This is a genomic window from Pseudomonadota bacterium (genome assembly GCA_022572885.1).
In the GTDB taxonomy this organism is placed as follows: Bacteria; Pseudomonadota; Gammaproteobacteria; order Steroidobacterales; family MnTg04; genus MnTg04.
The window spans coordinates 98,112-123,486 of sequence record JACZVC010000002.1; the positions used below are offsets into that span (position 1 = coordinate 98,112).

Annotated in this window: 24 protein-coding genes, 1 tRNA gene and 1 pseudogene; 19 read left to right on the plus strand and 7 right to left on the minus strand. The window is 57.7% G+C overall.

Annotation, left to right across the window (positions count from 1 at the left end):
• Positions 1-23: 23 nt before the first annotated feature.
• The gene (locus IIA05_01285) at positions 24-1,274 is read right to left on the minus strand and encodes a hypothetical protein (GenBank protein ID MCH9025733.1); all 1,251 of its coding nucleotides are present in this window, start codon (positions 1,272-1,274) and stop codon (positions 24-26) included.
• A 223-nt stretch (positions 1,275-1,497) separates the two neighbouring features.
• Here IIA05_01285 and IIA05_01290 point away from each other — a divergent pair, with 223 nt between their 5' ends.
• The gene (locus IIA05_01290) at positions 1,498-1,884 is read left to right on the plus strand and encodes a hypothetical protein (GenBank protein ID MCH9025734.1); all 387 of its coding nucleotides are present in this window, start codon (positions 1,498-1,500) and stop codon (positions 1,882-1,884) included.
• Between the two features lie 61 nt (positions 1,885-1,945).
• On the opposite strand, the gene IIA05_01295 is transcribed toward IIA05_01290, so the two are convergent.
• A tRNA-Leu gene (locus IIA05_01295) sits at positions 1,946-2,032 on the minus strand.
• A gap of 112 nt (positions 2,033-2,144) precedes the next feature.
• On the opposite strand from IIA05_01295, the gene rnr reads away from it, so the two are divergent.
• The 8 genes from rnr to alr all read left to right on the plus strand — a co-directional run bounded on the left by rnr (position 2,145) and on the right by alr (position 10,132).
• Positions 2,145-4,373 carry a ribonuclease R gene (rnr, locus tag IIA05_01300; GenBank protein MCH9025735.1) on the plus strand — a complete coding sequence of 743 codons (2,229 nt, stop codon included), beginning with the start codon at positions 2,145-2,147 and terminating at the stop codon, positions 4,371-4,373.
• The gene (rlmB, locus tag IIA05_01305; GenBank protein MCH9025736.1) at positions 4,370-5,107 is read left to right on the plus strand and encodes a 23S rRNA (guanosine(2251)-2'-O)-methyltransferase RlmB; all 738 of its coding nucleotides are present in this window, start codon (positions 4,370-4,372) and stop codon (positions 5,105-5,107) included. Before rnr ends, rlmB begins: the two co-directional genes overlap by 4 nt.
• A gap of 143 nt (positions 5,108-5,250) precedes the next feature.
• Complete coding sequence (gene rpsF / locus IIA05_01310; protein MCH9025737.1) at positions 5,251-5,853, plus strand: 30S ribosomal protein S6; 603 nt, start codon at positions 5,251-5,253, stop codon at positions 5,851-5,853.
• Between the two features lie 27 nt (positions 5,854-5,880).
• On the plus strand, positions 5,881-6,105 hold the full coding sequence (rpsR, locus tag IIA05_01315) for a 30S ribosomal protein S18 (protein MCH9025738.1): 225 nt from the start codon (positions 5,881-5,883) through the stop codon (positions 6,103-6,105).
• 35 nt (positions 6,106-6,140) lie between these two features.
• Positions 6,141-7,016 (plus strand): hypothetical protein, encoded by an 876-nt coding sequence (locus IIA05_01320; protein ID MCH9025739.1) that lies wholly within the window; start codon positions 6,141-6,143, stop codon positions 7,014-7,016.
• Between the two features lie 40 nt (positions 7,017-7,056).
• Complete coding sequence (rplI, locus tag IIA05_01325) at positions 7,057-7,590, plus strand: 50S ribosomal protein L9 (GenBank protein MCH9025740.1); 534 nt, start codon at positions 7,057-7,059, stop codon at positions 7,588-7,590.
• Positions 7,591-7,676: 86 nt separating this feature from the next.
• A complete protein-coding gene (gene dnaB, locus IIA05_01330; GenBank protein MCH9025741.1) occupies positions 7,677-9,041 on the plus strand; it encodes a replicative DNA helicase in 1,365 nt (454 codons plus the stop codon).
• On the plus strand, positions 9,038-10,132 hold the full coding sequence (alr, locus tag IIA05_01335) for an alanine racemase (protein MCH9025742.1): 1,095 nt from the start codon (positions 9,038-9,040) through the stop codon (positions 10,130-10,132). The genes dnaB and alr overlap by 4 nt, the downstream gene beginning before the upstream one ends.
• Here alr and IIA05_01340 read toward each other — a convergent pair.
• Genes IIA05_01340 through IIA05_01350 form a run of 3 tightly spaced genes read right to left on the minus strand, consistent with a single transcriptional unit; the run spans position 10,122 to position 14,303 of the window.
• A complete protein-coding gene (locus IIA05_01340; GenBank protein MCH9025743.1) occupies positions 10,122-10,877 on the minus strand; it encodes an FHA domain-containing protein in 756 nt (251 codons plus the stop codon). The two genes, alr and IIA05_01340, sit on opposite strands and share 11 nt — an antisense overlap.
• A gap of 31 nt (positions 10,878-10,908) precedes the next feature.
• A complete protein-coding gene (locus IIA05_01345; protein MCH9025744.1) occupies positions 10,909-11,733 on the minus strand; it encodes a Stp1/IreP family PP2C-type Ser/Thr phosphatase in 825 nt (274 codons plus the stop codon).
• Between the two features lie 11 nt (positions 11,734-11,744).
• Complete coding sequence (locus IIA05_01350; protein ID MCH9025745.1) at positions 11,745-14,303, minus strand: CHASE2 domain-containing protein; 2,559 nt, start codon at positions 14,301-14,303, stop codon at positions 11,745-11,747.
• Positions 14,304-14,421: 118 nt separating this feature from the next.
• Between IIA05_01350 and radA the strand changes: the two genes are divergently transcribed.
• Complete coding sequence (radA, locus tag IIA05_01355; GenBank protein ID MCH9025746.1) at positions 14,422-15,783, plus strand: DNA repair protein RadA; 1,362 nt, start codon at positions 14,422-14,424, stop codon at positions 15,781-15,783.
• A gap of 17 nt (positions 15,784-15,800) precedes the next feature.
• Here the strand turns inward: radA and IIA05_01360 are convergent, their stop codons facing one another.
• Entirely contained in the window at positions 15,801-17,066 is a 1,266-nt protein-coding gene (locus IIA05_01360; protein ID MCH9025747.1) for an HlyC/CorC family transporter, read from the minus strand.
• An 82-nt stretch (positions 17,067-17,148) separates the two neighbouring features.
• Complete coding sequence (gene ccsA / locus IIA05_01365) at positions 17,149-17,955, minus strand: cytochrome c biogenesis protein CcsA (GenBank protein ID MCH9025748.1); 807 nt, start codon at positions 17,953-17,955, stop codon at positions 17,149-17,151.
• A gap of 132 nt (positions 17,956-18,087) precedes the next feature.
• Here ccsA and ffh point away from each other — a divergent pair.
• The 9 genes and pseudogenes from ffh to IIA05_01410 all read left to right on the plus strand — a co-directional run bounded on the left by ffh (position 18,088) and on the right by IIA05_01410 (position 25,375).
• Positions 18,088-19,448: pseudogene (gene ffh / locus IIA05_01370) on the plus strand (signal recognition particle protein).
• A 188-nt stretch (positions 19,449-19,636) separates the two neighbouring features.
• Positions 19,637-19,888: a 30S ribosomal protein S16 gene (gene rpsP / locus IIA05_01375; protein ID MCH9025749.1), complete on the plus strand. Its 252-nt coding sequence runs from the start codon at positions 19,637-19,639 to the stop codon at positions 19,886-19,888.
• A gap of 11 nt (positions 19,889-19,899) precedes the next feature.
• On the plus strand, positions 19,900-20,412 hold the full coding sequence (rimM, locus tag IIA05_01380) for a ribosome maturation factor RimM (protein MCH9025750.1): 513 nt from the start codon (positions 19,900-19,902) through the stop codon (positions 20,410-20,412).
• Between the two features lie 8 nt (positions 20,413-20,420).
• Positions 20,421-21,176 carry a tRNA (guanosine(37)-N1)-methyltransferase TrmD gene (gene trmD / locus IIA05_01385; GenBank protein ID MCH9025751.1) on the plus strand — a complete coding sequence of 252 codons (756 nt, stop codon included), beginning with the start codon at positions 20,421-20,423 and terminating at the stop codon, positions 21,174-21,176.
• A gap of 50 nt (positions 21,177-21,226) precedes the next feature.
• Positions 21,227-21,571, plus strand: coding sequence for a 50S ribosomal protein L19 (gene rplS / locus IIA05_01390; protein MCH9025752.1), 345 nt, complete (start codon positions 21,227-21,229; stop codon positions 21,569-21,571).
• 108 nt (positions 21,572-21,679) lie between these two features.
• Positions 21,680-22,543, plus strand: a complete 864-nt coding sequence (locus tag IIA05_01395) for a hypothetical protein (GenBank protein MCH9025753.1) — start codon at positions 21,680-21,682, stop codon at positions 22,541-22,543.
• A 24-nt stretch (positions 22,544-22,567) separates the two neighbouring features.
• The gene (dctP, locus tag IIA05_01400; protein ID MCH9025754.1) at positions 22,568-23,617 is read left to right on the plus strand and encodes a TRAP transporter substrate-binding protein DctP; all 1,050 of its coding nucleotides are present in this window, start codon (positions 22,568-22,570) and stop codon (positions 23,615-23,617) included.
• Complete coding sequence (locus tag IIA05_01405) at positions 23,614-24,129, plus strand: TRAP transporter small permease (protein MCH9025755.1); 516 nt, start codon at positions 23,614-23,616, stop codon at positions 24,127-24,129. Before dctP ends, IIA05_01405 begins: the two co-directional genes overlap by 4 nt.
• Positions 24,116-25,375, plus strand: a complete 1,260-nt coding sequence (locus IIA05_01410) for a TRAP transporter large permease subunit (protein MCH9025756.1) — start codon at positions 24,116-24,118, stop codon at positions 25,373-25,375. Before IIA05_01405 ends, IIA05_01410 begins: the two co-directional genes overlap by 14 nt.

Genomic DNA, 25,375 nt, shown 5'->3' on the forward strand with positions numbered 1-25,375 from the left:
GCCGCTGCGGGATTTTACCGGCATTACTCAGCCAAAAATTCTGCCAGGGACAAGCGGGCCGTCAGCACGCGTGACGGCTCGCCGATTTCAGTCCACGCAAACAGCAAGTCACTGCCGGCGCGCAGCATATGCGGGAAGCCGGAGGAACGCTGGCTGCTGGTCAGGGCAATCTCTTGTGGCTCACCGAGTTCGCCGTTGTGTGCCACGGTTCTGATTTTCAACGCGGCTTTTCCGTTATCCAGATCATCGAGCCAACTGACCACCGCAAGCCCATCGGCTACCCAACTGACATCCACGCGCCCCAGCGCCGCCCCACTGCTGATCGTGACCGCTTCGGAGAAATGCTTGCCGCCGTCGCCGGAGAACGCCAGCCTGACTTGCCTGACATTGCCGGCGCCGGTAAACCAGGCTACGGCCAGCTTGTCGTTTCGACTATCGATCGCCGGTCCGTTGACCGGGCAACCGGCGATTTGCCAGCCGTCTTTTGCCACCAAGGCGGGTTCGCTCCAGCCACTCTCGGTCAGCCGGATAATGCTTATGTCGCGGTTCTCGTTCCGGTCCCGGTCACGATAAACCACGGCCACGCCGTTGCTCAGATTTGCCAGGTCGGTCTGGCAGCAATCGCAAATGAGAGAGTCCAGTTCGATCGATTCAAGGACCTGGCCGCCGCCATCGATCGTGGCCCAACGCAGGGTCATGCCGTTGCTCGCAGCCTCGCCGACCGACCCGCTCATGTGGTGGCCTCCTGCCTGAGCGGTTTTCCGTCCGTCCAACCAGACCGCGCCGAGAGTTTCGCCCAGCACGGTCATGCTGACAAAACCGTGTTCGGTCGGGGTGCCGTCATCGTGTGGACTGATCGCGGGTTGCCAGTTCACGCCGTCGCTGGACAATGCAATCTTGACGTCATAGGCATAGGGTCCCCCGGGCCGTTTTTGCAGCCATTGGGCGGCCCAGAAATCGTTGCCGATGCGGGTTACCGATGGAAAATCTGCCCAGTTGACGAACCAGTCGTCACCGCTTGCCACCGTCCGCGGCCGGGACCAGGCCATATCTTCATACACCGAGTAGCGCAGCGTGGCCTTGGCGGCGGTCGATTCGAGCCAGCTTAGAACGATCGTTTCAGCGGCGCCGGCCTGAAGATGCGGCACCGCGCTGCCAGCGGCGGCGGGCGATTCGATCGGCAGGACTTGCCATTTTTGCCCCGGCGCCTCGCCGGTGCAGGCCCCCATGGAAAGGGCCAGGAGCAAGATGGTTAATGGATTTCTTGAGCGCATCCGGATTCCCCGCGACAATGACCGACACAGGCAGTATCCTAGCAAAGAGCGATGGCGAAACGAACAATCTCACGTGCGGGTCGGTGGCCCGCCATTCGATAAGGCATTTTCCCACGGGCTTTCCATGCTTGTGCCGGGGGCAAAAGCGGGGAGATAGAGGATTAATTGGAAACTGATTTTTGCGGGTGGCATTGTTTACTATGCCGGTGCCTGGTTAGTCGCAATGATCAGTGGCCCGCTGATTCACGAGGGCGTGCTCGACGAATTGTACAAGGCGCACGCACAGTTCTGGCGACCCGAACTGAACCAGGAGCCACCCGATTTGGCGGCCCTGATGCCGCGCTGGATCGCCACCGGGCTGATTGGCTCATTTCTCATTGCGGGCGTTTATGGCGTGGTTCGCTCATCCTTTGACGGCGCTGGTTGGCTTAAAGGCCTCAAGTACGGATTGGTTTTGTTCCTGATCAGCATATCCTTAGCGCTGGGCTGGTCCGGCGTATTCAATCTTCCCGATGAACTCTGGGTCTGGTGGACATTGGAGTCCCTGTTTTATTTCCTCGTCGGCGGCATGGCGCTAGGCTGGTTTGCGGATAAATACGCTGCCGCTTGAAACCGCTGCCCGCGGTGCGGACGGATTGTTTTCTTCTGTTTCTCTTCCTGATAAGAGAAATTGGTGCCCAGGGCGAGACTCGAACTCGCACATCCGTAAGGACACGGCGACCTGAACGCCGCGCGTCTACCAATTCCGCCACCTGGGCAGGCAGGGCTGGCGCGATGCGCCAGCAAATGAGGCGCGCACTTTAATGCAAGCGCCAAATACTTGTCAATCGGTCGGTAGATTGTCACGCTACCGTCAAGCAGGGAGTGCGGATGGCCACCAAAAAACAATGGAAGGATCGTGATCCCGAAGCAGCGCGGGAAGCCAGTCGCTATCGCTTTCCGATACCCAGCAGGGCCTTGATCAATCAATCTCTCGAGGATGCCGGCAGACCGCTGAGCCTGCCAGAACTCCATGCCGCGCTGGGCCTGAAAGGGCAACGCGCGCGGACCGCGCTGGCCAGGCGGATGGATGCGATGGCCCGCGACGGGCAGGTAATCAGGAACCGCAAGGGACTGTATTGCCTGACCGGCCATTTACCGGTAACCACAGGCAGAGTCCATGGCCACCCGGATGGATTCGGATTCCTGATCCCCGATAGCGAGGGTGCGCGAGATATTTTTCTGTCGGCACGAGAGATGCGCCAGGTCATGCACGGGGATCGGGTAGCGGTCAGGGTGCGGGGCGATGACAGGCGAGGCCGGCCCGAGGGCGTGATAGTCGAAATTCTCGAACGTAAAACCAAAGAACTGGTCGGCAGGTTTCAACTTGAGCGGGGCAAGGGCTTTGTCATCCCGGACAATCACCGGTACAGCCGGTACATCTCGGTTGCGCCCAGATACCGGAAAGGCGCCCGACCCGGCCAGGTCGTCATCCTGAAGATCAGCGAACAACCGACCGCGCACGGCCCGGCGCTCGGCCAGGTGCAGAAAATCCTGGGCGAAGTCGATGACCCCGGCATGGAAACGCTGATCGCCATCAGCGCGCATGGCTTGCCGAATGCCTGGCCCGAAGCAGTGGCAAGCGAGCTCGCCCGCTTTGGCAAGCGGGTTCCCGAGGCCGCGAAATATGATCGCTACGATTTGCGCGATACGCCCTTGCTGACCATTGACGGCGCCGATGCCAGGGACTTTGACGATGCCGTGTATTGCGAAAGGAATGGTGACGGCTGGACGATCCTGGTGGCAATCGCCGATGTTGCACACTATGTAAAACCAGGCAGCGCACTGGACCGGGAAGCGCAACAGCGCGGGACCTCGGTCTATTTTCCGCGCGAGGTTATTCCGATGCTGCCGGAAATACTCTCCAACGGCCTGTGCAGCCTCAAGCCCAAGGTCGACCGGCTGTGCCTGGTCTGCGAAATGAAACTGTCGAAACAGGGTAAGGTATTGTCGTCCGAGTTTTATCAAGCGGTAATGCAATCGGCGGCGCGGCTGACCTACAACCAGGTGGCCGACATCCTGATTCGCAAGAATGCTGCGAGCCGGAAGAAATACCAGCGCCTGTTGCAGCCCCTTTCGGCTTTGCACGATGCCTATCGCGCAATGGCCAGGGCCAGGCATCGGCGCGGCGCCCTGGAATTCGATATACCCGAGATCAAGGCGGTTTTTGCGAGCGACAAGACGCTGAAAGACCTGGTTGCCTATCCGCGCAACGACGCGCACCGGATCATCGAAGAGTGCATGATAGCCGCCAACATTGAGGCGGCCCGCTTTATACGCCGAAAACGACGGCCCTTTCTTTATCGTTCCCATGCCGGGCCCGATCGGAAAAAGATGGCCGATCTGCGGTTGTTTCTTGCCGCAGAGGGTTTGTCGCTGGGTGGCGGGAAAAAACCGACGTCGATGGACTACAGCCGTTTGCTGGAGAAAGTGGCGACCCGGGACGATAAAAATCTGATCGAGACGGTGCTGCTGCGTTCGCTGTCCAAGGCGGTCTATGAACCCGACAACGCAGGCCACTTCGGTCTGGCGCTGGCGGAGTATGCCCATTTCACATCGCCGATACGCCGATACCCGGATCTGCTGGTGCACCGGGCGATCAAGCACGTACTGGCTGGCGGCGAAGCCGGGGAATTCAGCTACACAAAAAAAGAGATGGTCCTTTTGGGACTGCAATGCTCGGCGGCGGAGCAACGCGCCGACGACGCGACGCGTCAAGCCATGGATTACCTGAAGTGCGAGTACATGCAGGATAAAATTGGCCAGGTGTTCGCGGCGGTGATATCAGGGGTAACCAATTTCGGTCTGTTCGTGCAGATTCCTGAAAAACAGATCGAGGGCCTGGTGCATGTCAGTGCGCTGCCGGTTGATTATTATGAGCACGATCCGGCCCATCACACGCTGACCGGTGAAAAAAGGCGCCTGGAATTCCGCTTGTCGGACGCGTTGCAGGTACGTGTCAGCCACGTTGATATGGACAAAAGAAAGATCGATTTTGACTTGGCAGGCGATCCGCCACAGAGAAAATCGCGGAAGCAAAAGCGCGGGCAGAAACGATGAGCAAGAATTTTGTCTATGGTTTTCACGCGATCGAAACGCTGCTGAAGACGCAGCCGCAAAGCGTGGAGAGGCTTATGGTCCGTGATCGCAAAGATCGTCGCACAGGCGAAGTCGTACGACGATCGGAGGCGCTGGGCATACCGGTTGAGCGCGCGAACCCGGCAGAACTGGATCGGCTCAGTGCTAACGCGAACCACCAGGGCTTGTTGGCCTGGGTCAGGCCGCAGGCAGTGCGCAACGAGGCATTCCTCAAAGACCTGGTGCTGGCCGAAGGCAGCAAGATATTCTTGCTGGTGCTCGACGAAATCCAGGACCCGCATAATCTGGGGGCGTGCCTGAGGTCGGCGGATGGCGCAGGCGTTTCAGCGGTGCTTACCCCTCGCCGCCGGTGTGCGGGACTGACTCCGGCGGTGCGCAAGGTCGCCAGCGGCGCGGCTGAATCAGTGCCATTGGTTCAGGTCGGCAATCTTGCCCGCATGCTGCGCTGGCTGGCGGAGCAGGACGTGCGGATCATCGGTCTGAGCGGCGAAGGCGAGCGCAGCCTTTACGACACTGCTTTGACGGGCCCTCTGGCGCTGGTGCTGGGTGGCGAGGGCAAAGGGCTGAGAAGGCTGACCAGGGATCACTGCGAGGCTTTGGCAGCGCTGCCGATGCGCGGTGCCATCGATAGTCTGAATGTCTCGGTGGCTGCCGGCATCTGTCTCTACGAAGCCTTACGCCAGCGTAATGCCTGAGACCCAAAAAGCTTGCTCAAAATCCGTAACTTGTTTAGCATTCGGCTCGCTGCGTTTGGCGCAGACACACAAGGCGTCTAAAAAACGCCGACTCCTTGCCTCACCGGAAAGCCGGGGGGCTGTTCAATCCGTAAGGAGAGTTCATGAGACACTATGAAATCGTGTTTCTGGTCCACCCTGACCAGAGCGAACAAGTGCCAGCCATGCTGGAACGCTATCGTTCGATGATCGAGTCCAGTGGCGGTGCGATTCACCGGCAGGAAGACTGGGGCAGGCGGCAGCTGGCCTATCCGATCAACAAAATCCACAAGGCGCATTACCTGATGCTCAACATCGAGTGCGGGAAATCGACTCTCGAAGAGCTGGTGGGCGCTTTCCGTTTCAGTGATGCCGTTTTGCGCCACATGGTAGTCAATCGAGAAGAAGCGATTTCCGAGCCTTCGTTTATGGCTGTTGCGGAAGAAGAGAGCAACGCCAGGTCGGATCGCCGGCGGCCGAAACCCGTGCAGGAAAGCAGTGACGAAAAAACCGCAGAGGCTGGGAGCGAAGCAGTCGGCGACCCCGATACTGCTGAAGAATCTGCGGCAGAGGCCAGCACTGAAGTGGCTGAGGCTGACGAAGTTACCGTCGCCGATGATCCCGATCGCGCAGAGGAGTCTTCTGCAAAGGCCGAGAGCGACGTAGTCGCTGATGACCCCGATACTCCAGAAGAATCCGGCAAAGAGGCCTCTGCCGGGACCACTTGACCGCTATCGAACTATTAAGGAACGGACATGGCAAAATTTCATCGTCGCAGAAAATTCTGCAAATTCACGGCCGATGGCGTCAAGGAAATCGATTACAAAGACCTGGTTACGCTGAAGGCTTATATCACTGAAACCGGGAAAATCGTTCCCAGTCGGATTACCGGTACCAAATCGCATTATCAGCGACAATTGGCCACGGCAGTAAAAAGAGCGCGTTATCTGGCTTTGCTGCCGTACACCGACCGTCACTGAGCGGGCATCGGGCGCGCAGGCGCGCCCGGCTATCGATGCGTGACATATTGATTTGGGCGCTGGCTTTTCGCTGGCGGATAGTCCTGCTGAGCACAGCCTTGGGAGTCTTGTCCGTGACCGCGCCGCTGGCGAGCGCTTTGCTGGTTCTGTGCGCGCTGGCGCAATCGCCAAGGCTGGCCATCCAGTTGGCGGGGATAGCCGCCGGAATTCTGGCCATACTGGCGATAGTCAGCGGCGAGCAGGTTTGGTCGGCGCTGGCGACATTGATCGGCTGGACGCTGGTCATCGGTATGGCGGCGCTGGTCCGGCGATTCGGTTCGCTAAACCTGGCCATACAGCTGGCCAGCCTGGTCGCCTTGTTGGGTATCGTTGTCTGGGGCCTGCTGTGGACCGACCCAGGGAGCACGTTCGAACCGCTGGTTATGGGGCTGTTGCAGCAGCTGATTAGTCAGGGGAATCTGCAGGCGGATTCTACGGTGATTCGACAAATTGCCGAGCTGATGCCGGGTATTATGATCGTGTCAATACTGGCGACGTTGCTGATCAGTCTGGCAATTGGACGCTACTGGCACGGTTTGTTGACCGGGAAGCAACAATTTGCTGCGGAGTTTCGGCAGTATCGGCTTGGCCGGATTGCCGGGTTGCTGGCAACCGCCGGTCTGGCGGCCGGTGTTCTGCTCGATGGACCCGGCGCGACCAACCTGCTGGTGGTGGCCGGGGCGGTATTTTTTGTTCAGGGTCTTGCGGTAGCGCATGCCCTGGTGAAGGAGAGCGGACTGGGATCTATGCCGCTAATGGTGCTGTACGCCGCCATGATTTTTGCAGCACAGCTGGCGATACCATTGGTATTGGCGGCCGGTCTGGTGGATAACTGGCTGGATCTGAGAGGAAAATTGATCTCACGCAATTAATTACCGGCACAGGCCGGGCTATCAATCTTATGGTGAAGTGATGGATTTAATACTGCTGGAAAAAGTCGAAAATCTGGGTGAAATTGGCGATCAGGTCAAGGTCAAATCGGGTTACGGGCGCAATTACCTGTTGCCGCAGGGCAAGGCGCTGTTGGCGACAAGCGAGAACGTCAAGCGGTTGGAGGCGTTGCGCTCGGAACTGGAAGCCAAGGCCAATGCAGAGCTGGCCGAGGCCAGTACGCGGGCCGAGAAGCTGACCGGCCTGGTGGTTACGGTGGCAAGCCGGGTTGGTCCTGAAGGCAAATTGTTTGGCTCGGTCGGACCGATCGACATTGCCGAAGCGCTTGCAGAAATGGGCCATGATGTACAGCGCAGCGAAATTCGCATGCCCGATGGTGCGATTCGCGTGGCTGGCGAACACCAGGCTATGCTGCATCTGCACTCAGACGTCAATGTAGCGATCACGATTCAGGTTGCCCCGGACGAGTCCGCGGCAGTGGTCGAGGTGGACGAAGAAGAACCCGCCGATATTGCGGCGCCCAAAGCCGCGGAAGAAACCGCAACCGAGGAATAGCCAAGGATTCGGGGGCGATTTCCAGTCGCCCGGCAAGGTGATAGAGTAGGCTCATGGTCGAGGCGGTTCAGTCACAATACCCGGGTATGCAAACTGCGGAAAGCCTGCGTTTGCCGCCTCATTCGGTGGAGGCAGAGCAGTCGATCCTCGGCGGCCTGATGTTGGACAACAGCGGGTGGGATCGTATCGCCGATCTCGTGCATAGTGGCGATTTTTACCGCCGCGACCATCAGTTGATTTTCGAAGCCATCGGTACGCTTTCCGAGAAAAGCGTACCCAGCGATGCGGTCACCGTTTCCGAGCACCTGGAAAAACGCAGCCAGCTCGACGATGCCGGTGGCTTGGCTTATATCGCGAGTCTTGCCAGGGACACGCCAAGCGCCGCCAATATCAAAGCTTATGCCGAAATCGTCCGTGAGCGTTCGATGCTGCGTGAGCTGATCCGGGTGGGCGGTGAAATTGCCGGCAGTGCGCACGCAAACGATGGCCGGGGTGCCGTCGATCTGGTCGATGAGGCCGAGCGCATGGTGTTCGAGATCGCCGAGCGAGGCCAGCGTGCAGGCAGCGGCTTTATCGGATTGAGGAAAATTCTGCCTGGTGTCATCGACCGCCTCGACGAACTGAGTCATTCCGATGGCGATATCACCGGGGTGGCGACCGGGTTTCAGAAGTTTGATGCGTTGACGGCGGGGTTGCATGGCGGTGAATTGATCATCATTGCCGGCCGGCCATCGATGGGCAAAACTACGCTGGCCATGAATATCGCGGAGAATGCCGCCATTGCCGGCAAGGTCCCGACGGCGATATTCAGCATGGAAATGTCGGCGGAGCAGTTGGCATTCCGGATGATCGGCTCGATCGGGCGGGTCAATCAAAGCAACCTGCGAACCGGAAGATTCTCCGACGAAGACTGGACCCGAATAAACTCTGCTGTGGCTTTGATGTCGCAGGCCCCGATTTTTATCGATGATACACCGGCCCTCAGTCCGACGGAAATTCGTGCCCGTTCGCGCCGCCTGAAACGGGAGCATGGCCTGGGCCTGATAGTGGTGGATTACCTGCAGCTGATGGGGATTTCCGGCACCCGGGAAAACCGCGCGACCGAGATATCGGAAATCTCGCGCGCGCTAAAAGCGCTGGCAAAAGAGCTGAATGTGCCTATCGTCGCCTTGTCGCAGCTCAACAGAGGGGTTGAGCAGCGCACTGACAAGCGGCCGGTGATGTCGGATCTGAGAGAGTCGGGCGCCATCGAACAGGATGCCGATCTTATTGCGTTCATTTATCGCGAGGAAGTGTATGACCCCGAAACGCCAAGGAAAGGTGTAGCCGATATCATCATTGCCAAGCAAAGAAACGGCCCCATTGGCGATTTTCACCTTACTTTCCTGGGCGAATACACGAGGTTCGAAAACCTCATCGCTGAGGATTATGGACTCGGCGATTATAGGTGAGCGCCGCCACGGCCCGGATCGATACCGACGCCCTTCGCCATAACCTCGGGCAAATCAGGAACCGGGCTCCAGCAAGCAAAGTCATGGCCGTGATCAAGGCCAACGCTTATGGTCACGGCATCGTGGCGATCGCGCGCGCATTGACCGATGTGGACAGCCTGGCTGTCGCGCGCATCGAGGAAGCCGTTCAGTTGCGAGTGGCCGGTATTGCTGGTCCCATCGTCGTGCTCGAAGGGGTCCGTAATGCGGACGAACTGGGGCTGGCCGGGCAACATGGGCTGCAGATAGTGGTTCATTGCCGGGAACAGATCTTGCTGATGGAGCAGAATTCCACAACTGGCGCGGATCTGTGGCTGAAACTGAATACCGGGATGAACCGGCTTGGTTTTGCCGCGGCGGATTTCAGGGAAGCCCACCGGCGACTGGTTAATTTGCCGTCGCTTGGCCGGGACCCCGGTCTGATGAGCCATTTTTCCTCGGCTGGACTTGACGAGTCAGCAACCAGCCACGATCAGCTGAAAAAGTTCCTGGAAACCACCGCGGGCCTCTCCGGGGAGCGTAGCCTGGCCAATTCGGCTGGCATCCTGAACATTCCCGCGAGCCACCTGGAGTGGGTCAGACCGGGGCTGTCTCTTTACGGGGTATCGCCAGTCGCGGGAAAAACCGGGCACGACCTGGGCCTGAGGCCGGTGATGCGTTTTTCAACCTGGCTGCTCGCCACCAGAAATCTCGCCGCCGGCGATACGGTCGGCTATGGTTGCCGGTGGCGGGCGGCCAAGCCTACCAGGCTGGGCATCGCGGCCTGCGGATATGGCGATGGTTATCCCTGGGCTTTGCCGGATGGTACGCCGCTGCGCGTCAATGGAATGAATGCCGGCCTGGCGGGCCGAGTGTCGATGGATTTGATCGCGATCGACCTGGGAGCGGACAGCGATGCGCGTATCGGTCACGAAGTGTTGCTCTGGGGAGAACCTGAATTGCCGGTGGAAGAAATCGCCGCGGCGGCACAGACCATACCGTACGAATTGCTTTGCCGGGTTTCCGAGCGCGTCAGCCGGGAGATCATGACCACCCAGGCGCCTATTCGATAAAGAATCCCATCTTTACGCCGGCCAGTTCAACAACATCATTGTCTTTCAACTGGCGAGCCTTGGGCCCGATTGACTCTTCGTTCACCTTCGGGTATCCCTTGGTTCCCGGATCCACGTTGACGATAAAGTAACCCTCGGCTCTGCGGGTAATTGCCGCCACCTGGATTCCTGGCCTGCCCAGCGTCGTCAATGCCTTGGTCAATTCCATCTCACGGCCCGCAAACTGGCCGCTGAGAACCTGGATTCTCGCTTTTGGCAAGGCGGTGGCCGGGGCAGCTTCCGGCGCCTGAGTGCTGGCGTGATCTTCACCCGGCATCGGTATCGGCTTACCGGTAACCGGCACGGCAGCGGCGACTTCGTCCACTGCGACGTTGACATTGCGAATAACATCTTCGCTCTGCGAACTCGGATGGATGACCATGGTTTTTTCGAATTCATCCTGATCGGTTTCGCTGACATCGTCATCGCTAAACTTGAGCTGGTGGTGGCCCACTGTGATTACATCGCTATTTTGCAACGCATGTTTCTTGATCAGCTTGCCGTTGACATAGGTTCCATTGGTGCTGTTCAGGTCTTCCAGGAACGAATCGTTGAGGATATTGATAATCAGCGAGTGATGGCCGCTGACTGCTGCGTTATCGATACGTACGTCATTATCCGGGAGACGGCCGATGGTGTACCGTTCCTTGCTCATGTTGTACTCGGCCAGTACTTGCCCGTCGAGGCTGAGAATCAAACGCGCCATGTTGTCCCTCGATTCCTTCCAAAAAGGCCGGTCAGGATAACCATCCCTTAATTCGATCCATCATCCCCATCTTCGCGGGGAACCAATCCATTGTATGGGCGACAATTACCGATATGTTGTCCCGCCCGCCGTTGTCGTTGCTGAGTTGGACCAATTGCTTACCCACTGTGTCAAGATTAGCACTAAACGTGCTGATAGTTAAGTGAATATCTTCGTCTTCCACCATGTCGGACAGGCCATCAGAACAGAGCACATAGTAGTCTCCGGGGAGGACTTTGGCTTCCTGCACCTCCACCTCGACCCGCGATTCGACGCCCAGCGCCCGGGTAACATAATTACGGTTGGTCGACCGCTGGGCCTCTTCCTCAGAGTAAAACCCCCGGTCAACCAGTTCCTGGAGGAGGGAGTGGTCCATGGTAATTTGCTCGAAACGCTCGTTCCTGAGCCGATAAAGCCGCGAGTCGCCCACATGAGCTATTGAGACACGATTGTCATAGAACAACGCGCTGACGATGGTTGTCCCCATGCCTTCGCACTGCGGCTGGCTCTCCGAGGTTTGGTTGATAATTTTGTTGGCGCGGGCAATCGCGTCGCGCAGAACGATCGACTGGCGCATCAGGCCCGTTTCCGAATCCACGCCGCCGCGTTCGAGAGATTCGACGCCTGCGTGCACCTGTTCCAGGATGGTTTTGACAGCGATGCCGCTGGCAACCTCGCCCGCGTTATAACCCCCCATGCCATCGGCGAGCACCAACAGGCCGATTGACATGTCGGTGCCGATTGCGTCTTCATTATGATCGCGAACCCGGCCGACATCGGTGACTGCCAAGTGCTGAATTTTTTCTTCCAGTTGCATTTGTGCCAAGCCTAGACTCCCCATTGCTCCTGGCACTCGCGCAGGGCCGCCGCCATTACCGAACCACTTTCAAAGCGCTGATCCGGATCTTTCGCCAGCGTCTTGCTGACGATATCTTCCAGGCATGCAGGCAAATCCGGCCGCAACGAACATAACGGCGCATGTTCGGCGTTGGCAATCTTGTACATCAGCCCAGTCATAGAATCCGATTGAAAAGGTAAATGCCCCGTCAGTAACTGATAAAGCGTAACACCAAGCGAAAACAAGTCCGAGTCGCCAGTCACATTTTTTCCCTCGAGCTGTTCCGGCGACATATAGGACGGAGTTCCCAGAACGATCCCGGTCTTGGTTGCATGAGAATCGGTCAGCCGGGCAATACCAAAATCAGTAATCTTCAGCTCGTCCTTGTCAGCAAGATACATGATATTGGCCGGTTTTATATCACGATGCACCACATTTTGTTGATGGGCATAATCCAGCGCGTCGGCCGCGCGCGCGATAAGCTGCATGACTTTCTCGACAGGTAGCAGATTGCCTGGCTTCACATAATTGTTCAGGTGCTCGCCCTTGAGAAACTCCATCGCGATATAGGCCAGATCGTGATCCTCGCCGACATCGTAAATAGTAACAATATCCGGGTGATTCAAACGCCCCGCGGTCTCGGCCTCGCGAAAGAATCGCTCCTTGGCGCTGGAGAGTTCCTGTTCCTCGAATTCGTCAGCCAGGGGGATTGTTTTTATCGCTACGACACGGTTTATTTTCGGGTCGCGGCCAAGGTAAACGACGCCCATAGAACCTTTGCCGATTTCCTTTTCAATCTGGTAGCGGCCGAGTACCGGTTTTTGGACGCCCGAGCCTTCGAGTAGCAGCGAAGTGTTTGAGGCGCCTCTGCCTATCCCCAGGAGCATGGTTTCTTCCAGTTTCTGCGATCGCTGCAGGCGATCACGAATATCGTTGTAGTCGATGTCACGTTCGGCCATGTGGCCATAAACAGCGCCGGCCTTGTTGAATTGCCTTTTGCGCTCGAAATCCAGCCCCAGGTTGTACAGCAGATCCATCATCGAATCGTCGAGCGGGCAACGGCGGAATTTTTCGAACGCCATGTCCAATTGCCCCTGGCCCTGGAACGCCAGGCCCAGCATCTTGTTGCTTTCTGCGCCTTCAGCGTCCGCGCGGAATCTCAGATGTTCGGTAATTCTGAAATTGCGAACCGTCATGACGAGATGACCGGTGACGAGCAGCAAGGCGGGAACCCCCAATCTTAGCCATTCCGCGTCCAGTATCAGCAAACTGTATTCGCTGGCCATCAGGATCATGACCAGCAGGAAACTGATTAACGCGGCGCTGCCTGCCCTTAGCCTCGGCAGGACCGCGCACAGATAGATCGCGATCAGGACGATGGCTGCAAACTCCATGATCCAGGCCCAGCCCGGTCTGACCACAAAATTTTGCTGCAGAATACTGGATACTGTATGCGCCAGAATCAGGATGGGCGCCGTACTGGCATCGATCGGCGTGGCCTGAAAATCCCCGATTCCCACCGCCGTCGGTCCGATCAATACGATTTTGCCCTGGAATTTGTCCGCCGGAATAACACCGGTCCATACATCGTAAAAAGAATCGACGCTGAACGCCGGCTGCGAGCCTTTATGCGGGTAAAAAAAGTTCAGCATGCTGAAGTCAGGCATGGTCCCGATGTACAGGCCGCCGAAGCTTACGTCGCCACCTGTATGCACCTGGATGTCGCTGTGGTCAAGATTCAAACTCTGCGTGGCGATGCTAAGTGCCAGTGAAGGATAGAGTTGACCAAAATAGTTGATCACCAGCGCTTCGGAGCGCAGCCGGCCGTCGCGGTCGAGATTGAGATTCAGATGACCAATGGCCATGGCTGCGTCGCCCAGTTCGGCAATAGGCGGTATCAACTTTGCCGCCGGCATGCCGCCAAGCTGACCGGCATCGCGCCCGCTACCGGATAGCGCGTGTTTACTGACATATTCCGCTGTCGGCGCATCGGGGTTGCCCAGCCACGTGCCCAGGTGAAACTCCATGGGCAGGATGACGTTGCCGGCCCGGCGGATGCTGTCTGCCAGCTTCTGGTCGTAATCGATATCCACGATGGACTGCTTGAGGCGAGCGCGCAGTGCGGCCAGGGCGATGCTCAGATCCGAACTGGCGGCAGTGGTTTGCTGCTGCGATTCGAGCTCGTCGATCAGGTTTTGCAGCTGATTGAGCTGCTCGAGGCCCGGATCGAGCTGCCGCTCGGACATCAAAATGGTGCTGGCGACCACCCGTGCCTTGGCATCGCCCAGGCGATCGATAAGGCCCGCCAAAATATCGCGGGACCACGGCCAGCGCCCGATATTTTGAATGCTGCGGTCATCGATCGCGATGACTGCGACCCGGTCGCTGGGCTCGGCCTGGGTCAGCAAAATCCCGCGGTCGTATATCGATGTTTCCAGGCCATAGAAAAACCCGGCGGCCAGCCAGTACCCGAACAGGCAGAATATGACGGTAAACCCGAGACCGGTCACCCAGTTCGCACGCCAGTTATTTCCATTTTTCCCCGGCATAGCATTCCTTGCGGCCAAGTCGCGAGCAGTATAAGCAGCTTTTTGTCGGTTTTCGACTGTCAGTGAATATTTGCCCGCATGCTAATATCGTCTTCAGGTAGCCGATACAGGGCCGGAAATGGCAAAAACACGCCTGGTATATGTTTGCAGCGCCTGTGGCGGGCAATGTCCGAAATGGGCCGGTCAGTGCCCGGATTGCGGCACCTGGAATTCACTCGACGAGGCCAAAGCAATCGCCAAAGTTTCCCGCCTGCCGGGTTATGCCGGAGAGATCGGCCTGGAGTCGCTGGCGGAGACGGCTGCCAAAGAAGAGCCGCGGATCAGCACCGGCATGAGGGAATTCGACCGGGTCCTGGGCGGTGGAGTCGTCCATGGATCGGTAACGCTGATCGGCGGCGATCCGGGGATAGGAAAATCCACGCTGCTGTTGCAAATGATGGCCAACCTGAGCGCCAGGCTGCCCTGTCTTTACGTGACCGGCGAGGAATCGGTGCGCCAGGTTGGTATGCGCGCCAGGCGCTTAGGCCTGCAGGCCAGCGAGATGAGTCTGCTGGCGGATACCAGCCTGGAAAATCTGCTCGGCCATGCTGTGCGAACCCAGCCCGGTGCGCTGGTGGTCGATTCCATACAGACGCTGGTGTCGGCAGACCTGCCGTCGGCCCCAGGCTCGGTTGCGCAGATCAGACACTGCGGCGCGCAACTTGTCCGCTATGCCAAGCAAAGCGATTGCGCCGTATTCCTGGTAGGCCACGTGACCAAGGAAGGCAACATCGCCGGACCCAGGGTGCTCGAGCACATGGTGGATGCCGTGTTGTATTTTGAAAATGAACCCGGCAGCCGGTTCCGGCTGATTCGCGCGGTAAAGAATCGCTTCGGTACAGCTAATGAACTGGGTGTTTTCGCGATGAGCGCGGATGGCTTGAAAGAGGTGCTGAATCCATCGGCGATGTTTGTCTCGCGCCACGATGACCCGGTCGCAGGCAGCGTCGTTATGGTGACCCGCGAGGGTAGCCGGCCACTGTTGCTGGAAATTCAGGTGCTGGTGGATATTTGCCAGGGGAACTATCCGCGGCGTGTCAGCGTTGGCCTGGAGCAAAATCGCCTGGCGTTGTTGCTGGCGGTTCTGCATCGGCACGCGGGCATAAATGCCAGCGATCAGGATGTTTTTGTAAACGTCGTCGGCGGTGTGCGCGTCGCTGAAACAGCGGCGGACCTGGCGATATTGCTCGCCGCCGTATCGAGTATCCATGACCGGCCGCTGCCATCCGACCTGGTCTGTTTCGGCGAGGTCGGGCTGGCCGGCGAGGTCAGGCCGGTCGCCTATGGTGAAGAAAGGCTTGCCGAGGCGGCCAAACACGGTTTCCGGCGTGCCATTGTGCCGCAAAAAAATGCGCCGAAAAAGCCGGTCAAGGGCATGGAAATCATGCCCGTCAACCGCCTTTCGCAGGCGATCAGTATGGCCTTGGGAGGACTAAGTTAACCGCCCGACCTGAAACCTCAGGAGTTTTTGCGCGGATGTATGCGCACGGTCTTGACGATGTTGTCGGTCACATTCAGGATTTCAATCGGGTAGCCGGAAAGTTTCAGACCCGTTCCCGGCTCCGGAATGGATTCAAGATAATTCACGATCAGGCCGTTCAGCGTTTTTGCGCCATCGACGGGCAGTTCCCAACCCATCGTACGGTTCAGGTCGCGTATGTTGGCGCTCCCGTTGACGACAAATGTACCGTCCCGTTGCGGGTGTACATCACGCGCCAGGTCGGCCGGGTCGCTGGTAAAATCGCCGACAATTTCTTCGAGGATGTCTTCCAGCGTGACCAGCCCCTGGATATCGCCATATTCATCGACCACCAGCGCCAGCCGCTGCTTTTCATTCTGGAAATGAAACAGTTGCCGGTTTAACGACGTCCCTTCGTGTACGAAGTACGGTTCTTTCAAGCTTCTGGCCAGTGCGTCCCGTTCAAGCCGCCCGTGTGCCAGGTCCCTGACCACTGAGCGCAAATGCACAACGCCCTGTAGATTATCCAGTTCATCGGAGAAAACCGGCAGCCTGGTGTATTGCGTGTTCTGTATCTGCTGCAGAATGTCCTCCCAGTCCTGTGCGAGATCGATGCCAACGACATCCGCGCGTGGCACCATGACATCTTCGACGGTGATGTTTTCGAGATCCAGGATACGGGTCATCATTTGTTGTCTTTTCCTGGGGATGCGTGTGCCCGGGTCGGTCAGGACCGCTCTCAGTTCTTCCTTGGTCACATGGTGCTGGTACCCGTCCTGATCGCGAATCCCGATCAGCCAGAGCAGGCCGTTGGAAATACCGCTGAGCATCCAGATAATCGGGTAAGTTATCTTGAGCAAAGGGTAATAAATGAAGGCCGCCGGATAAGCGATCTTTTCCGGGTTCCTCGCCGCGGCGGTCTTGGGCATCACCTCGGCGAAAATCAGAATGATTACCGTAAGACCCAGTGCCGCCACAGCGACGGAATGTTCTCCCCATTGACGAATAGCGATCAGCGTCGTCAGCGAGGCCGCGAGTATGTGGGTCAGGTTATTACCCAGCAGGATGAGACCAATGATGCGATCCGGCCTTTTCAGCAAAGCCTCGGCAAGCTGCGCGCCGCGATGCCCGGAGCGCGCGCGATGACGAAGCCGGTAGCGGTTGATGCTCATCAGCGCGGTCTCGGAGCTGGAAAAAAACGCTGAGAGTATAAGCAGCGCGATCAGGATTCCGATCTGGGCGCCTAAAGAGAAATCATCGCTCAACGAGTGAGCACCTCCCGTGGTTGCGACTTACCCGCATATTTCACCAGTCTGCCTCCGGTCGTCAAGATTCCGCGCTGCCGGCTCAAAAAATCCCTGCGCCCCAATGTCGATCCAGCAGCAGTTCGAGTACGATTTTGCTGCCAAAATAGGCCAGCGCGAGGATCACGAAGCCACCGAGTACCCAGCGCAATGCTGTCCTGCCGCGCCAGCCGAAGCGCCAGCGCCCGAGGGCGATCGTGCCGAACACGGCCCAGCTGAGCAAAGACAGGATGGTTTTGTGGGCCAGGTGCTGGGCGAACAGATTGTCCACGAATATCAGCCCGCTGAAGACCGCCAGGGTCAGACCGATGAAACCGATGTTGATGGCGCCGAACATCATGCCTTCCATCGTGTCCATGGCCGGGAGACGCCTTAGCCAGCCTATGGGTTTGTGGCTGCGCAGACGGTTATCCTGGATGGCGAGCAACACGGCCAGCGCGGCCGCAATGCTGAGCAGGCTGTAGGCTGCCACGGACAACAGGATATGCGCTTTTAACGGCCACCCCAGCCCGGGATTGCTGTAACCGGGTCCGCCGAGCCCGGTAAGGACTACGGCCAGGCCGCCAAGACCCACCAGCATGACCGCCAGACCCTGGTTCGCGGGTCTGATCAGAAAAACCAGGCCCATACCGGCGATCATCCAGCCTACAAATGACATGGCGGAGCCGGTGTTCAACGCCAGCCCCGGCATGGCCAGAACGACCATGTACAAAACCCAGCCATGGAGTGCCCAGCCAATGATTCCCGCAGCCACGCCGATGGCCCGGCTGGCCGGGAACTGCCCGGCAAACCGACCGCTTAGCAGCAGGACGCAGACCAGGTAAGCAATAAAGCTGGTGGCAATTATCACGGGCAACAGTTGCTTGGTTTCGGTTTGACGCGGCAAATAGTCTCACACGAGCCCGGGTATGAGAAGCGCTTGCTTGCCGGCATATGCCAGTTAAACTGCCACCCTCCAAGTGAGCAAAGCAGTGGAGTCAGGATGTTTGGCAGTCTCAGCGAACGACTCGTCCAGGCCACTCGTAACCTGAGTGGCCGCGGCCGCCTAAGTGAAGATAATATCAAGGACAGCCTGCGCCAGCTCAGGATGGCCCTGCTGGAAGCCGATGTCGCGTTACCGGTGGTGCGGGATTTCGTAGCGCAGGTAAAAGAACGTGCCATCGGCGAGGAAGTCAGTCGCAGCCTGAGTCCGGGCCAGGCGCTGGTCAAGATAATCCACGCCGAACTGGTCAGCATGATGGGTCCGCAAGATGCGGTGCTGAATCTCCAGTGCCAGCCGCCCGCTGTGGTGCTGCTGGCGGGCTTGCAGGGCGCAGGCAAGACGACGACTGCGGCCAAACTCGCCTTGCGTCTGCAGGAGCGTGACGGGCGCAAAGTCATGCTGGCCAGCACCGATATTTACCGTCCCGCTGCCGTTTTGCAGCTCGAAAAACTGGCGCACGAGACCGGCGCGGGATTTTTCCCCGTGGTGGCCGAGCAGGATCCTCGGGAGATTGCGCTGCAAGCGCTGGCCGCAGCGCGCGTTGGCCAATATGACGTGCTGTTGCTGGACACAGCGGGGCGATCGCATATCGACCAGGACATGATGGAAGAATTGCGGGCAATCCACCAGGCGGTTACACCGGCGGAGACTTTGTTCGTTATCGATGCCATGGCCGGTCAGGACGCGATCAATGCCGCACGCGCTTTTTCGGAAACTGTGCCGCTGACTGGCGTAGTGCTGAGCAAAACCGATGGCGATGCCCGTGGCGGCGCTGCATTGTCGGTCCGTGTAGTGACCGGTGCGCCGATCAAGTTTCTTGGTACCGGTGAGAAAACCGACGCGCTGGAAGCGTTTCACCCGGATCGGGTTGCCTCGCGAATACTCGGGATGGGCGATGTGCTGAGCCTGGTCGAGGAAGTCGAGCAAAAGCTCGACCGCAAAAAATCCGAGAAATTGGCCCGGAAACTGCGCAAAGGACGGGATTTCGATTTGGCGGACCTGCGCAGCCAGCTCGAACAAATGCTCGATATGGGCGGCCTGGGCGCTTTGCTTGAAAAATTGCCGGCGGCATGGGGTTGCCTCAGAGGCTCGCCGGGGACGCCGATGAGGGCATGATCCGTCGCCAGATCGCTATCATCGATTCCATGACGCCGGCCGAAAGGCGTTTTCCCAAGACCATCAACGGATCTAGGAGACGGCGGATTGCCGCCGGATCGGGGACCGAGGTCCAGACCGTCAACCGCCTGCTAAAACAGCAGCTGCAAATGCAGAAAATGATGAAACGAATGAAAAAAGGCGGTGTGGGTCAACTTTTTCAGGGGATGGGCGGGCCATCTGGCCCGTTTGGCGGGCGTCAATAATATCCGAAATACGATGCTCAAAAAGCCAGGAAATGCTTCACTTTCCGTCGAAATGCGGTAAAATTCGGCGTTTGACTTTGGCCGCCTTCAGGTAGTCGAGGGGTTTGCCGTGTCCGGGTGCCCGAAATGGCATGCTCGGCGGCAGAGCCCGTGCCAGGCGGCTTTTATTATGCAGAGGACCAGCCTTTATGGTGACTATACGTCTTTCCAGGGGAGGAGCGAAAAAGCGGCCTTTCTACCACATCGTCGTGACCGACAGCCGTAACCGGCGCGATGGCCGTTACATCGAACGATTAGGATTCTTCAATCCGGTTGCAACCGGTGGCGAAGAGAAGTTGCGCATCGACGTAGCACGGGTAGAGCACTGGGTTGGCCAAGGCGCCAGGCCGTCCGATCGGGTCAGCGCCTTACTCAAGAATTACCAGGCTGAGTCTGCGTAAGGACGGTCGTCGTGGCGGGCAATGACGCGCGTCGGGTGGAGCTTGGCAGAATTGTCGGACACTTCGGTGTACAAGGCTGGGTCAGGGTAAAGTCTTATACCCGGCCTGTTGAGAATATCCTGGCATATCGACAGTGGCGGCTGGCGGACGAGAAAGATAGCGTGGACGTTCGCCTGATGGAGGGGCGACCCCATGGCCGGGGACTGGTTGCAAGGCTGCAGCATTTTGACAGTCGCGACCTTGCGAACGAACTGATCGGGAAAACCGTTTCGGTGGCTCGCAGTGAGTTGCCGGCGCAGGACAGCGGCAGCTACTACTGGATGGATCTCGAGGGGCTCGAAGTGGTCACCGAGAGCGGGCAAATTCTGGGCAAGGTTGATTATTTGCTAGAGACCGGCGCAAATGATGTGCTGGTGGTTGCCGGGGATGTCGAGCGGCTGGTGCCGTTTGTCGTTGGAGAATATATCAAGGCGGTGGACCTGGATGCTGGTGTGATCACCGTAGACTGGGATCCGGAATTTTGAGGTGACCCATGCATATCCATATCGTCACTTTGTTTCCGGAACTGATCAGCGGTGCGTTGGGCTACGGCGTACTCGGACGCGCGATTGAAAGGGAACTGCTTGAGGTTGCGGTGAGCAACCCCAGGGACCTGGCGGAAGACCGGCATGCGACGGTCGACGACCGGCCATATGGCGGCGGACCCGGCATGGTGCTCAAGGTGGAGCCGACCAGGACCTGTCTGCGCCAAGCCAGGGCTGTGCTGCCGGATGGCAGCCGGAGCATTTATTTGAGCGCCCAGGGGGCGCCGCTGGATCATGCGAAAGTGCGTGAACTGGCAAAGTTGCCGGGGCTTTTGTTGCTGGCTGGCCGCTATGAGGGCGTAGACGAGCGGTTGGTTGAGGGCGAGATCGACGAGGAACTGTCCATTGGTGATTACGTAGTCAGTGGCGGGGAATTTCCGGCGCTGGTGGTAATGGACGCGGTTGCCAGGCTGCTGCCCGGCGTTCTGGGTGACGAGTTGTCAGCCGAACAGGATAGTTTTGTCGATGGCCTGCTCGATTGTCCGCATTACACGCGGCCGGAAACAGTAAACGCCGAAAGCGTGCCCGATGTTTTGTTGTCGGGTAATCATCAGGAAATCAGGCGCTGGCGCCGCAAGCAGGCGCTGGGCCGGACCTGGATGCGGAGACCCGACCTGATCGAAAAACTGATATTGTCGGATGAACAACAGGAACTGCTGAGCGAGTTCGTGGCCGAGCAGAAGACCCGGCCGGCTAATGGCTGAGACAATTTATTTTTGCATGTAAAAGGATTGCCCGCGGGCAGGTGACAGCGATGAGTAAAATTATAGAAGCATTGGAAAAGGAACAAATGAATCGCGAACTTCCGGAATTTAATCCCGGTGATACAGTCGTGGTCCAGGTCAAGGTAAAAGAAGGCAGCCGGGAGCGCTTGCAGGCTTATGAGGGGGTTGTGATCGCCAAGAAAAACCGCGGTCTTAATTCGTCCTTTACCGTGCGCAAGATTTCTCACGGCGAGGGAGTGGAGCGAGTGTTTCAGACCTACAGTCCCACGGTGGCTTCAGTCACCGTAAAACGCCGAGGCGATGTGCGCCGGGCCAAGCTGTACTATCTGCGTGACCGTACCGGTAAGGCCGCGAGAATCAAGGAAAAAATCTGACGCCGTAGGCCCGTTGGCTAATCAGCTATAATCAGGGCGGCTGCAATGCAGTCGCTCTTTTTTGCATTCCAAACCAGGGAATCCAGCGGGAGAAGCACCTGAATCATGATGCACATGAAAAATAGCGCCAGGACGATTGTGCTGATCGGTGTTTTTATCATGGCGGCGGGTTGTTCTGCGATTATTGCCGGGGCGACCAGTTCGATGGCCGATAGTCTTGCGGATGCCATCATCAATCAGTCAGACCCGGAAACGGTGCGCCAGGGTGCGCCCGCTTTGTTGTTGATGATGGATGGCTTTATCGGCAACTCACCGAAGAACGGTTCCTTGTTACAAGGCGCTGCCAAACTGTATGCAGTTTACGGCGCTGTTTTTGTCGACGATCCGGACCGGGCAAAACGCCTGACCGGGCGCGGGTTTGATTACGGAAGACGTGCTCTTTGTGTGCAGCAGGAAAGCGCCTGCGACATGCATGAATTCGCATACGACGAATTTGTCATCGGCCTCAATCGGCTGAAGGCCGGTGATACGCCGGCGCTGTTTGCCTATACAGTGAGTTGGCTGGCCTATATCAGGACGCATAGCAGCAACTGGGGCTCGGTCGCCGACCTGCCCAAGGTGGAAGCGAGTCTCGAGCGCCTCCAGGTGCTCGATGAGACTTACGAAAGCGCCGCGGTCCACCAGTACCTGGGGATACTCAACACGCTCAGACCGGCCGCCCTTGGCGGTGCGCCGGAACTCGGGCGCCGCCACTTCGAGCGGGCAGTTGAAATTACCCAAGGCCGGGATCTGAGCATCAAGCTCGAATACGCACGCAGTTACGCAAGGCTGGTTTATGATCGTGAACTGCATGACCGGCTGCTTGTCCAAGTTGTCGAGGCCAACCCGGAGGTTCCCGGGTTTACCCTGTTCAACACGCTGGCCCAGACAGAAGCCCGTTCTTTACTCGAATCCGCCGATGACTATTTCTGACCGACCTGCAGTTCAGGAGTATCCATGATTAAATTTCTCAGGCTTTTAATACTGCCTGTACTCGCTCTGATTTCTTTCCAGGTACACGGTGTGCAACTGAAAATTGCGACCTTGACCCCTGAAGGTTCCGGCTGGATGGAGTCCATGCGGGCAGGGGCGAAGGAAATCAAGGAGCGCACCGAAGGACGGGTCATCGTCAAGCTGTATGGTGGCGGTACCCAGGGTAGCGACAAGACAGTGTTGCGAAAAATGCGCGCCGGCCAGTTGCAGGGGGCAACATTTACCGGTAGCGGGCTGGCCGACCGGTTTTCCACTATCCAGCTTTATTCGATGCCGATGGTATTCAAGTCGCTGGATGAAGTTGATTATGTTCGCGAGCGCATGGATGCCAAATTGATGGAAGGCATGAAATCCGCGGGGCTGATCTCGTTTGGTATCGTCGAAGGCGGGTTTGCGCGAATGATGTCGAATTTCCCAGTCCGTAGTCCAGACGACCTGTCCGGCAAAAAGGTCTGGGTGCCGGAAGGCGATATTACCAGTTACGGCGCGATGAAAGCGATGGGTCTGTCACCGGTTGCTCTGCCGTTGACCGATGTCATGATCGGGCTGCAGACTGGCCTGATCGAAGTGGTGACGAACTCGGCGGTCGGCGCAATTGTTTTGCAATGGCATACGCGGGTGAAGTATGTCATGGAATTACCATTGGTATATGTCATTGGTTTCCTGGTCATTGAGGAAAAGGCGTTCAATCGCCTGACGCCTGGTGATCAGGCCATTGTCAGTGAGGTAATGGGACGCATCTACAAGGATTTCGACAGGCTCAACCGGGTTGATGACGAAGACGCCTCGCGAGCATTGCTCGAGCAGGGGATTATTGCGATCGAGCCGTACCAGGACCACATCGACGAATGGCGGCGAAAGGTCATGGAGAGTAATCGGGAACTGGCTGAGCAAGGCGAAGTGGATGTGAATCTTTACGACGAGATGATCGCTCACATTGAGGAATATCGTGCGGCGAAACAGTCTGCGGCATCGTCGCAATCGGTCACCGCCGACGCGGGCGTGGACAGGTGACAAAACCTTCCTTGCTGAAAAGTCTGGCTAAGTGGGGGCAACGGCTTGAAACCGGGCTGCTGGTCTTGTTCCTGTCAGCGTTGATTTTACTTGCGGCCGCGCAGATTTTCATGAGAAACGTTCTGGATATCGGAATTCCAACCGGCGACGAACTTTTGCGTAACCTGGTTTTGTGGCTTGCCATACTTGGCGGTTTGGCTGCCAGTCGCGAAGAGCGCCATATTTCGATCGATGTGATTACGCGTTTTCTTTCTCCAATGCTGGCATCGGCGGCAATGCTGGTGGTCAGCATTTTTGTCGCCGGGGTTTGCGGGTTTATCGCCCAGGCTTCTTTTGTGCTGGTGAAGGATGCGTATGATTACCACGATACCGTACTCGGCGGCCAGCCGGCCTGGATTGTCCAGCTGATTTTGCCTGTTGGCTTTGCCTTGATGAGTTGGCGCTACCTGACGCATAGCTTGCGTTACGCGAGAATCCTGTTTACGGGGGTGAGACCAGATGCTACTGGTTAGCCTGATTTTGATCGCGCTGGCGTTATTGGGGGCGCCTTTGTTTGCGATTATCGGCGCCAGCGCCATGTGGGGTTTTCTGCAGTCTGAAATTCCGCAGAGCGTGATGGGTATTGAAATCTATCGTATCGCCGAAATGCCGATCCTGCTGGCGATCCCGCTGTTCACCTTTGCCGGCTACCTGCTTAGTGAAAGCAAGGCGCCGTTGCGGCTGGTGCGGCTGTCGAACGCGCTGCTGGGCTGGATGCCTGGCGGCCTGGCCGTTGTCTGCCTGGCAACCTGCGCCTTGTTTACCGCATTTACCGGCGCCTCGGGCGTCACAATTATTGCACTCGGCGCGCTCTTGTACCCCGCTTTGATGCAAGGAGGGTACCGGGAACGGTTCAGTCTTGGCCTGGTCACTTCCTCGGGAAGCCTTGGCCTGCTGTTTGCTCCGTCATTGCCTCTTATTCTGTATGGCGTGGTGGCGCAGGTTTCCATCGATGATCTGTTCAGGGCCGGCGCCACACCGGGCGTGTTGATGGTTATCATGTTGTCAGGCTGGTGCCTTTGGGTCAATCGCAAAAACCGGCGGTCGCTGGAGGATTTTTCGTGGGCTGAAGTTCGACAGGCGCTGCGCGCCGCAGCCTGGGAAATTCCGCTGCCGATCGTGGTGCTCGGTGGAATATACAGCGGCTACTTTGCTGTTTCCGAAGCCGCAGCGGTAACGGCTTTGTATGTCTTTTTTATCGATGTGGTGGTTCTTCGCGAGGTCAGATTCGGCGATCTTCCGCGAATCATGAGAGAGTCCATGGTCCTGGTCGGCGGTATATTTCTGATTCTTGGCGTGTCTTTGGCGTCGACGACGCTAATGATAGACGCGGAGGTGCCCCAGAAACTCCTGTCCGCGATCAGTTCGTACGTAACAGGACAACTGAGCTTCCTGATTCTTTTACTCGTATTCCTGCTGGTTCTGGGAGCGTTTCTGGATATCTTTTCGGCATTGGTGCTGATTGTTCCGTTGTTGCTGCCGGTGGCCGAGAGTTACGGGGTAAACCCGCTGCACCTGGGCATCGTTTTCCTGGCTACGATGCAGCTTGGTTACCTGACTCCGCCGGTCGGTCTGAATCTGTTCATTGCCAGCTACCGGTTTGACAAGCCGATTACCAGTGTCTATATGGCGACCATTCCATTCTTTCTGATCTTGCTGCTCAGTGTGCTGGTAATTACTTTTGTCCCGCAGTTATCATTGTGGCTGGTTCCTGATTGA

Coding starts and splice junctions, on each gene's coding strand:
- radA (MCH9025746.1), top strand. CDS start 14,422: ATGGCAAAAACACGCCTGGTATATGTTTGCAGCGCCTGTGGCGGGCAA.
- IIA05_01285 (MCH9025733.1), bottom strand. CDS start 1,274: ATGCGCTCAAGAAATCCATTAACCATCTTGCTCCTGGCCCTTTCCATG.
- IIA05_01340 (MCH9025743.1), bottom strand. CDS start 10,877: ATGGCGCGTTTGATTCTCAGCCTCGACGGGCAAGTACTGGCCGAGTAC.
- dnaB (MCH9025741.1), top strand. CDS start 7,677: ATGCAAACTGCGGAAAGCCTGCGTTTGCCGCCTCATTCGGTGGAGGCA.
- IIA05_01350 (MCH9025745.1), bottom strand. CDS start 14,303: ATGCCGGGGAAAAATGGAAATAACTGGCGTGCGAACTGGGTGACCGGT.
- IIA05_01410 (MCH9025756.1), top strand. CDS start 24,116: ATGCTACTGGTTAGCCTGATTTTGATCGCGCTGGCGTTATTGGGGGCG.
- dctP (MCH9025754.1), top strand. CDS start 22,568: ATGATTAAATTTCTCAGGCTTTTAATACTGCCTGTACTCGCTCTGATT.
- IIA05_01290 (MCH9025734.1), top strand. CDS start 1,498: ATGATCAGTGGCCCGCTGATTCACGAGGGCGTGCTCGACGAATTGTAC.
- rnr (MCH9025735.1), top strand. CDS start 2,145: ATGGCCACCAAAAAACAATGGAAGGATCGTGATCCCGAAGCAGCGCGG.
- IIA05_01345 (MCH9025744.1), bottom strand. CDS start 11,733: ATGCAACTGGAAGAAAAAATTCAGCACTTGGCAGTCACCGATGTCGGC.
- rpsF (MCH9025737.1), top strand. CDS start 5,251: ATGAGACACTATGAAATCGTGTTTCTGGTCCACCCTGACCAGAGCGAA.
- rpsR (MCH9025738.1), top strand. CDS start 5,881: ATGGCAAAATTTCATCGTCGCAGAAAATTCTGCAAATTCACGGCCGAT.
- rplI (MCH9025740.1), top strand. CDS start 7,057: ATGGATTTAATACTGCTGGAAAAAGTCGAAAATCTGGGTGAAATTGGC.
- rpsP (MCH9025749.1), top strand. CDS start 19,637: ATGGTGACTATACGTCTTTCCAGGGGAGGAGCGAAAAAGCGGCCTTTC.
- IIA05_01395 (MCH9025753.1), top strand. CDS start 21,680: ATGCACATGAAAAATAGCGCCAGGACGATTGTGCTGATCGGTGTTTTT.
- rplS (MCH9025752.1), top strand. CDS start 21,227: ATGAGTAAAATTATAGAAGCATTGGAAAAGGAACAAATGAATCGCGAA.
- trmD (MCH9025751.1), top strand. CDS start 20,421: ATGCATATCCATATCGTCACTTTGTTTCCGGAACTGATCAGCGGTGCG.
- IIA05_01320 (MCH9025739.1), top strand. CDS start 6,141: ATGCGTGACATATTGATTTGGGCGCTGGCTTTTCGCTGGCGGATAGTC.
- rlmB (MCH9025736.1), top strand. CDS start 4,370: ATGAGCAAGAATTTTGTCTATGGTTTTCACGCGATCGAAACGCTGCTG.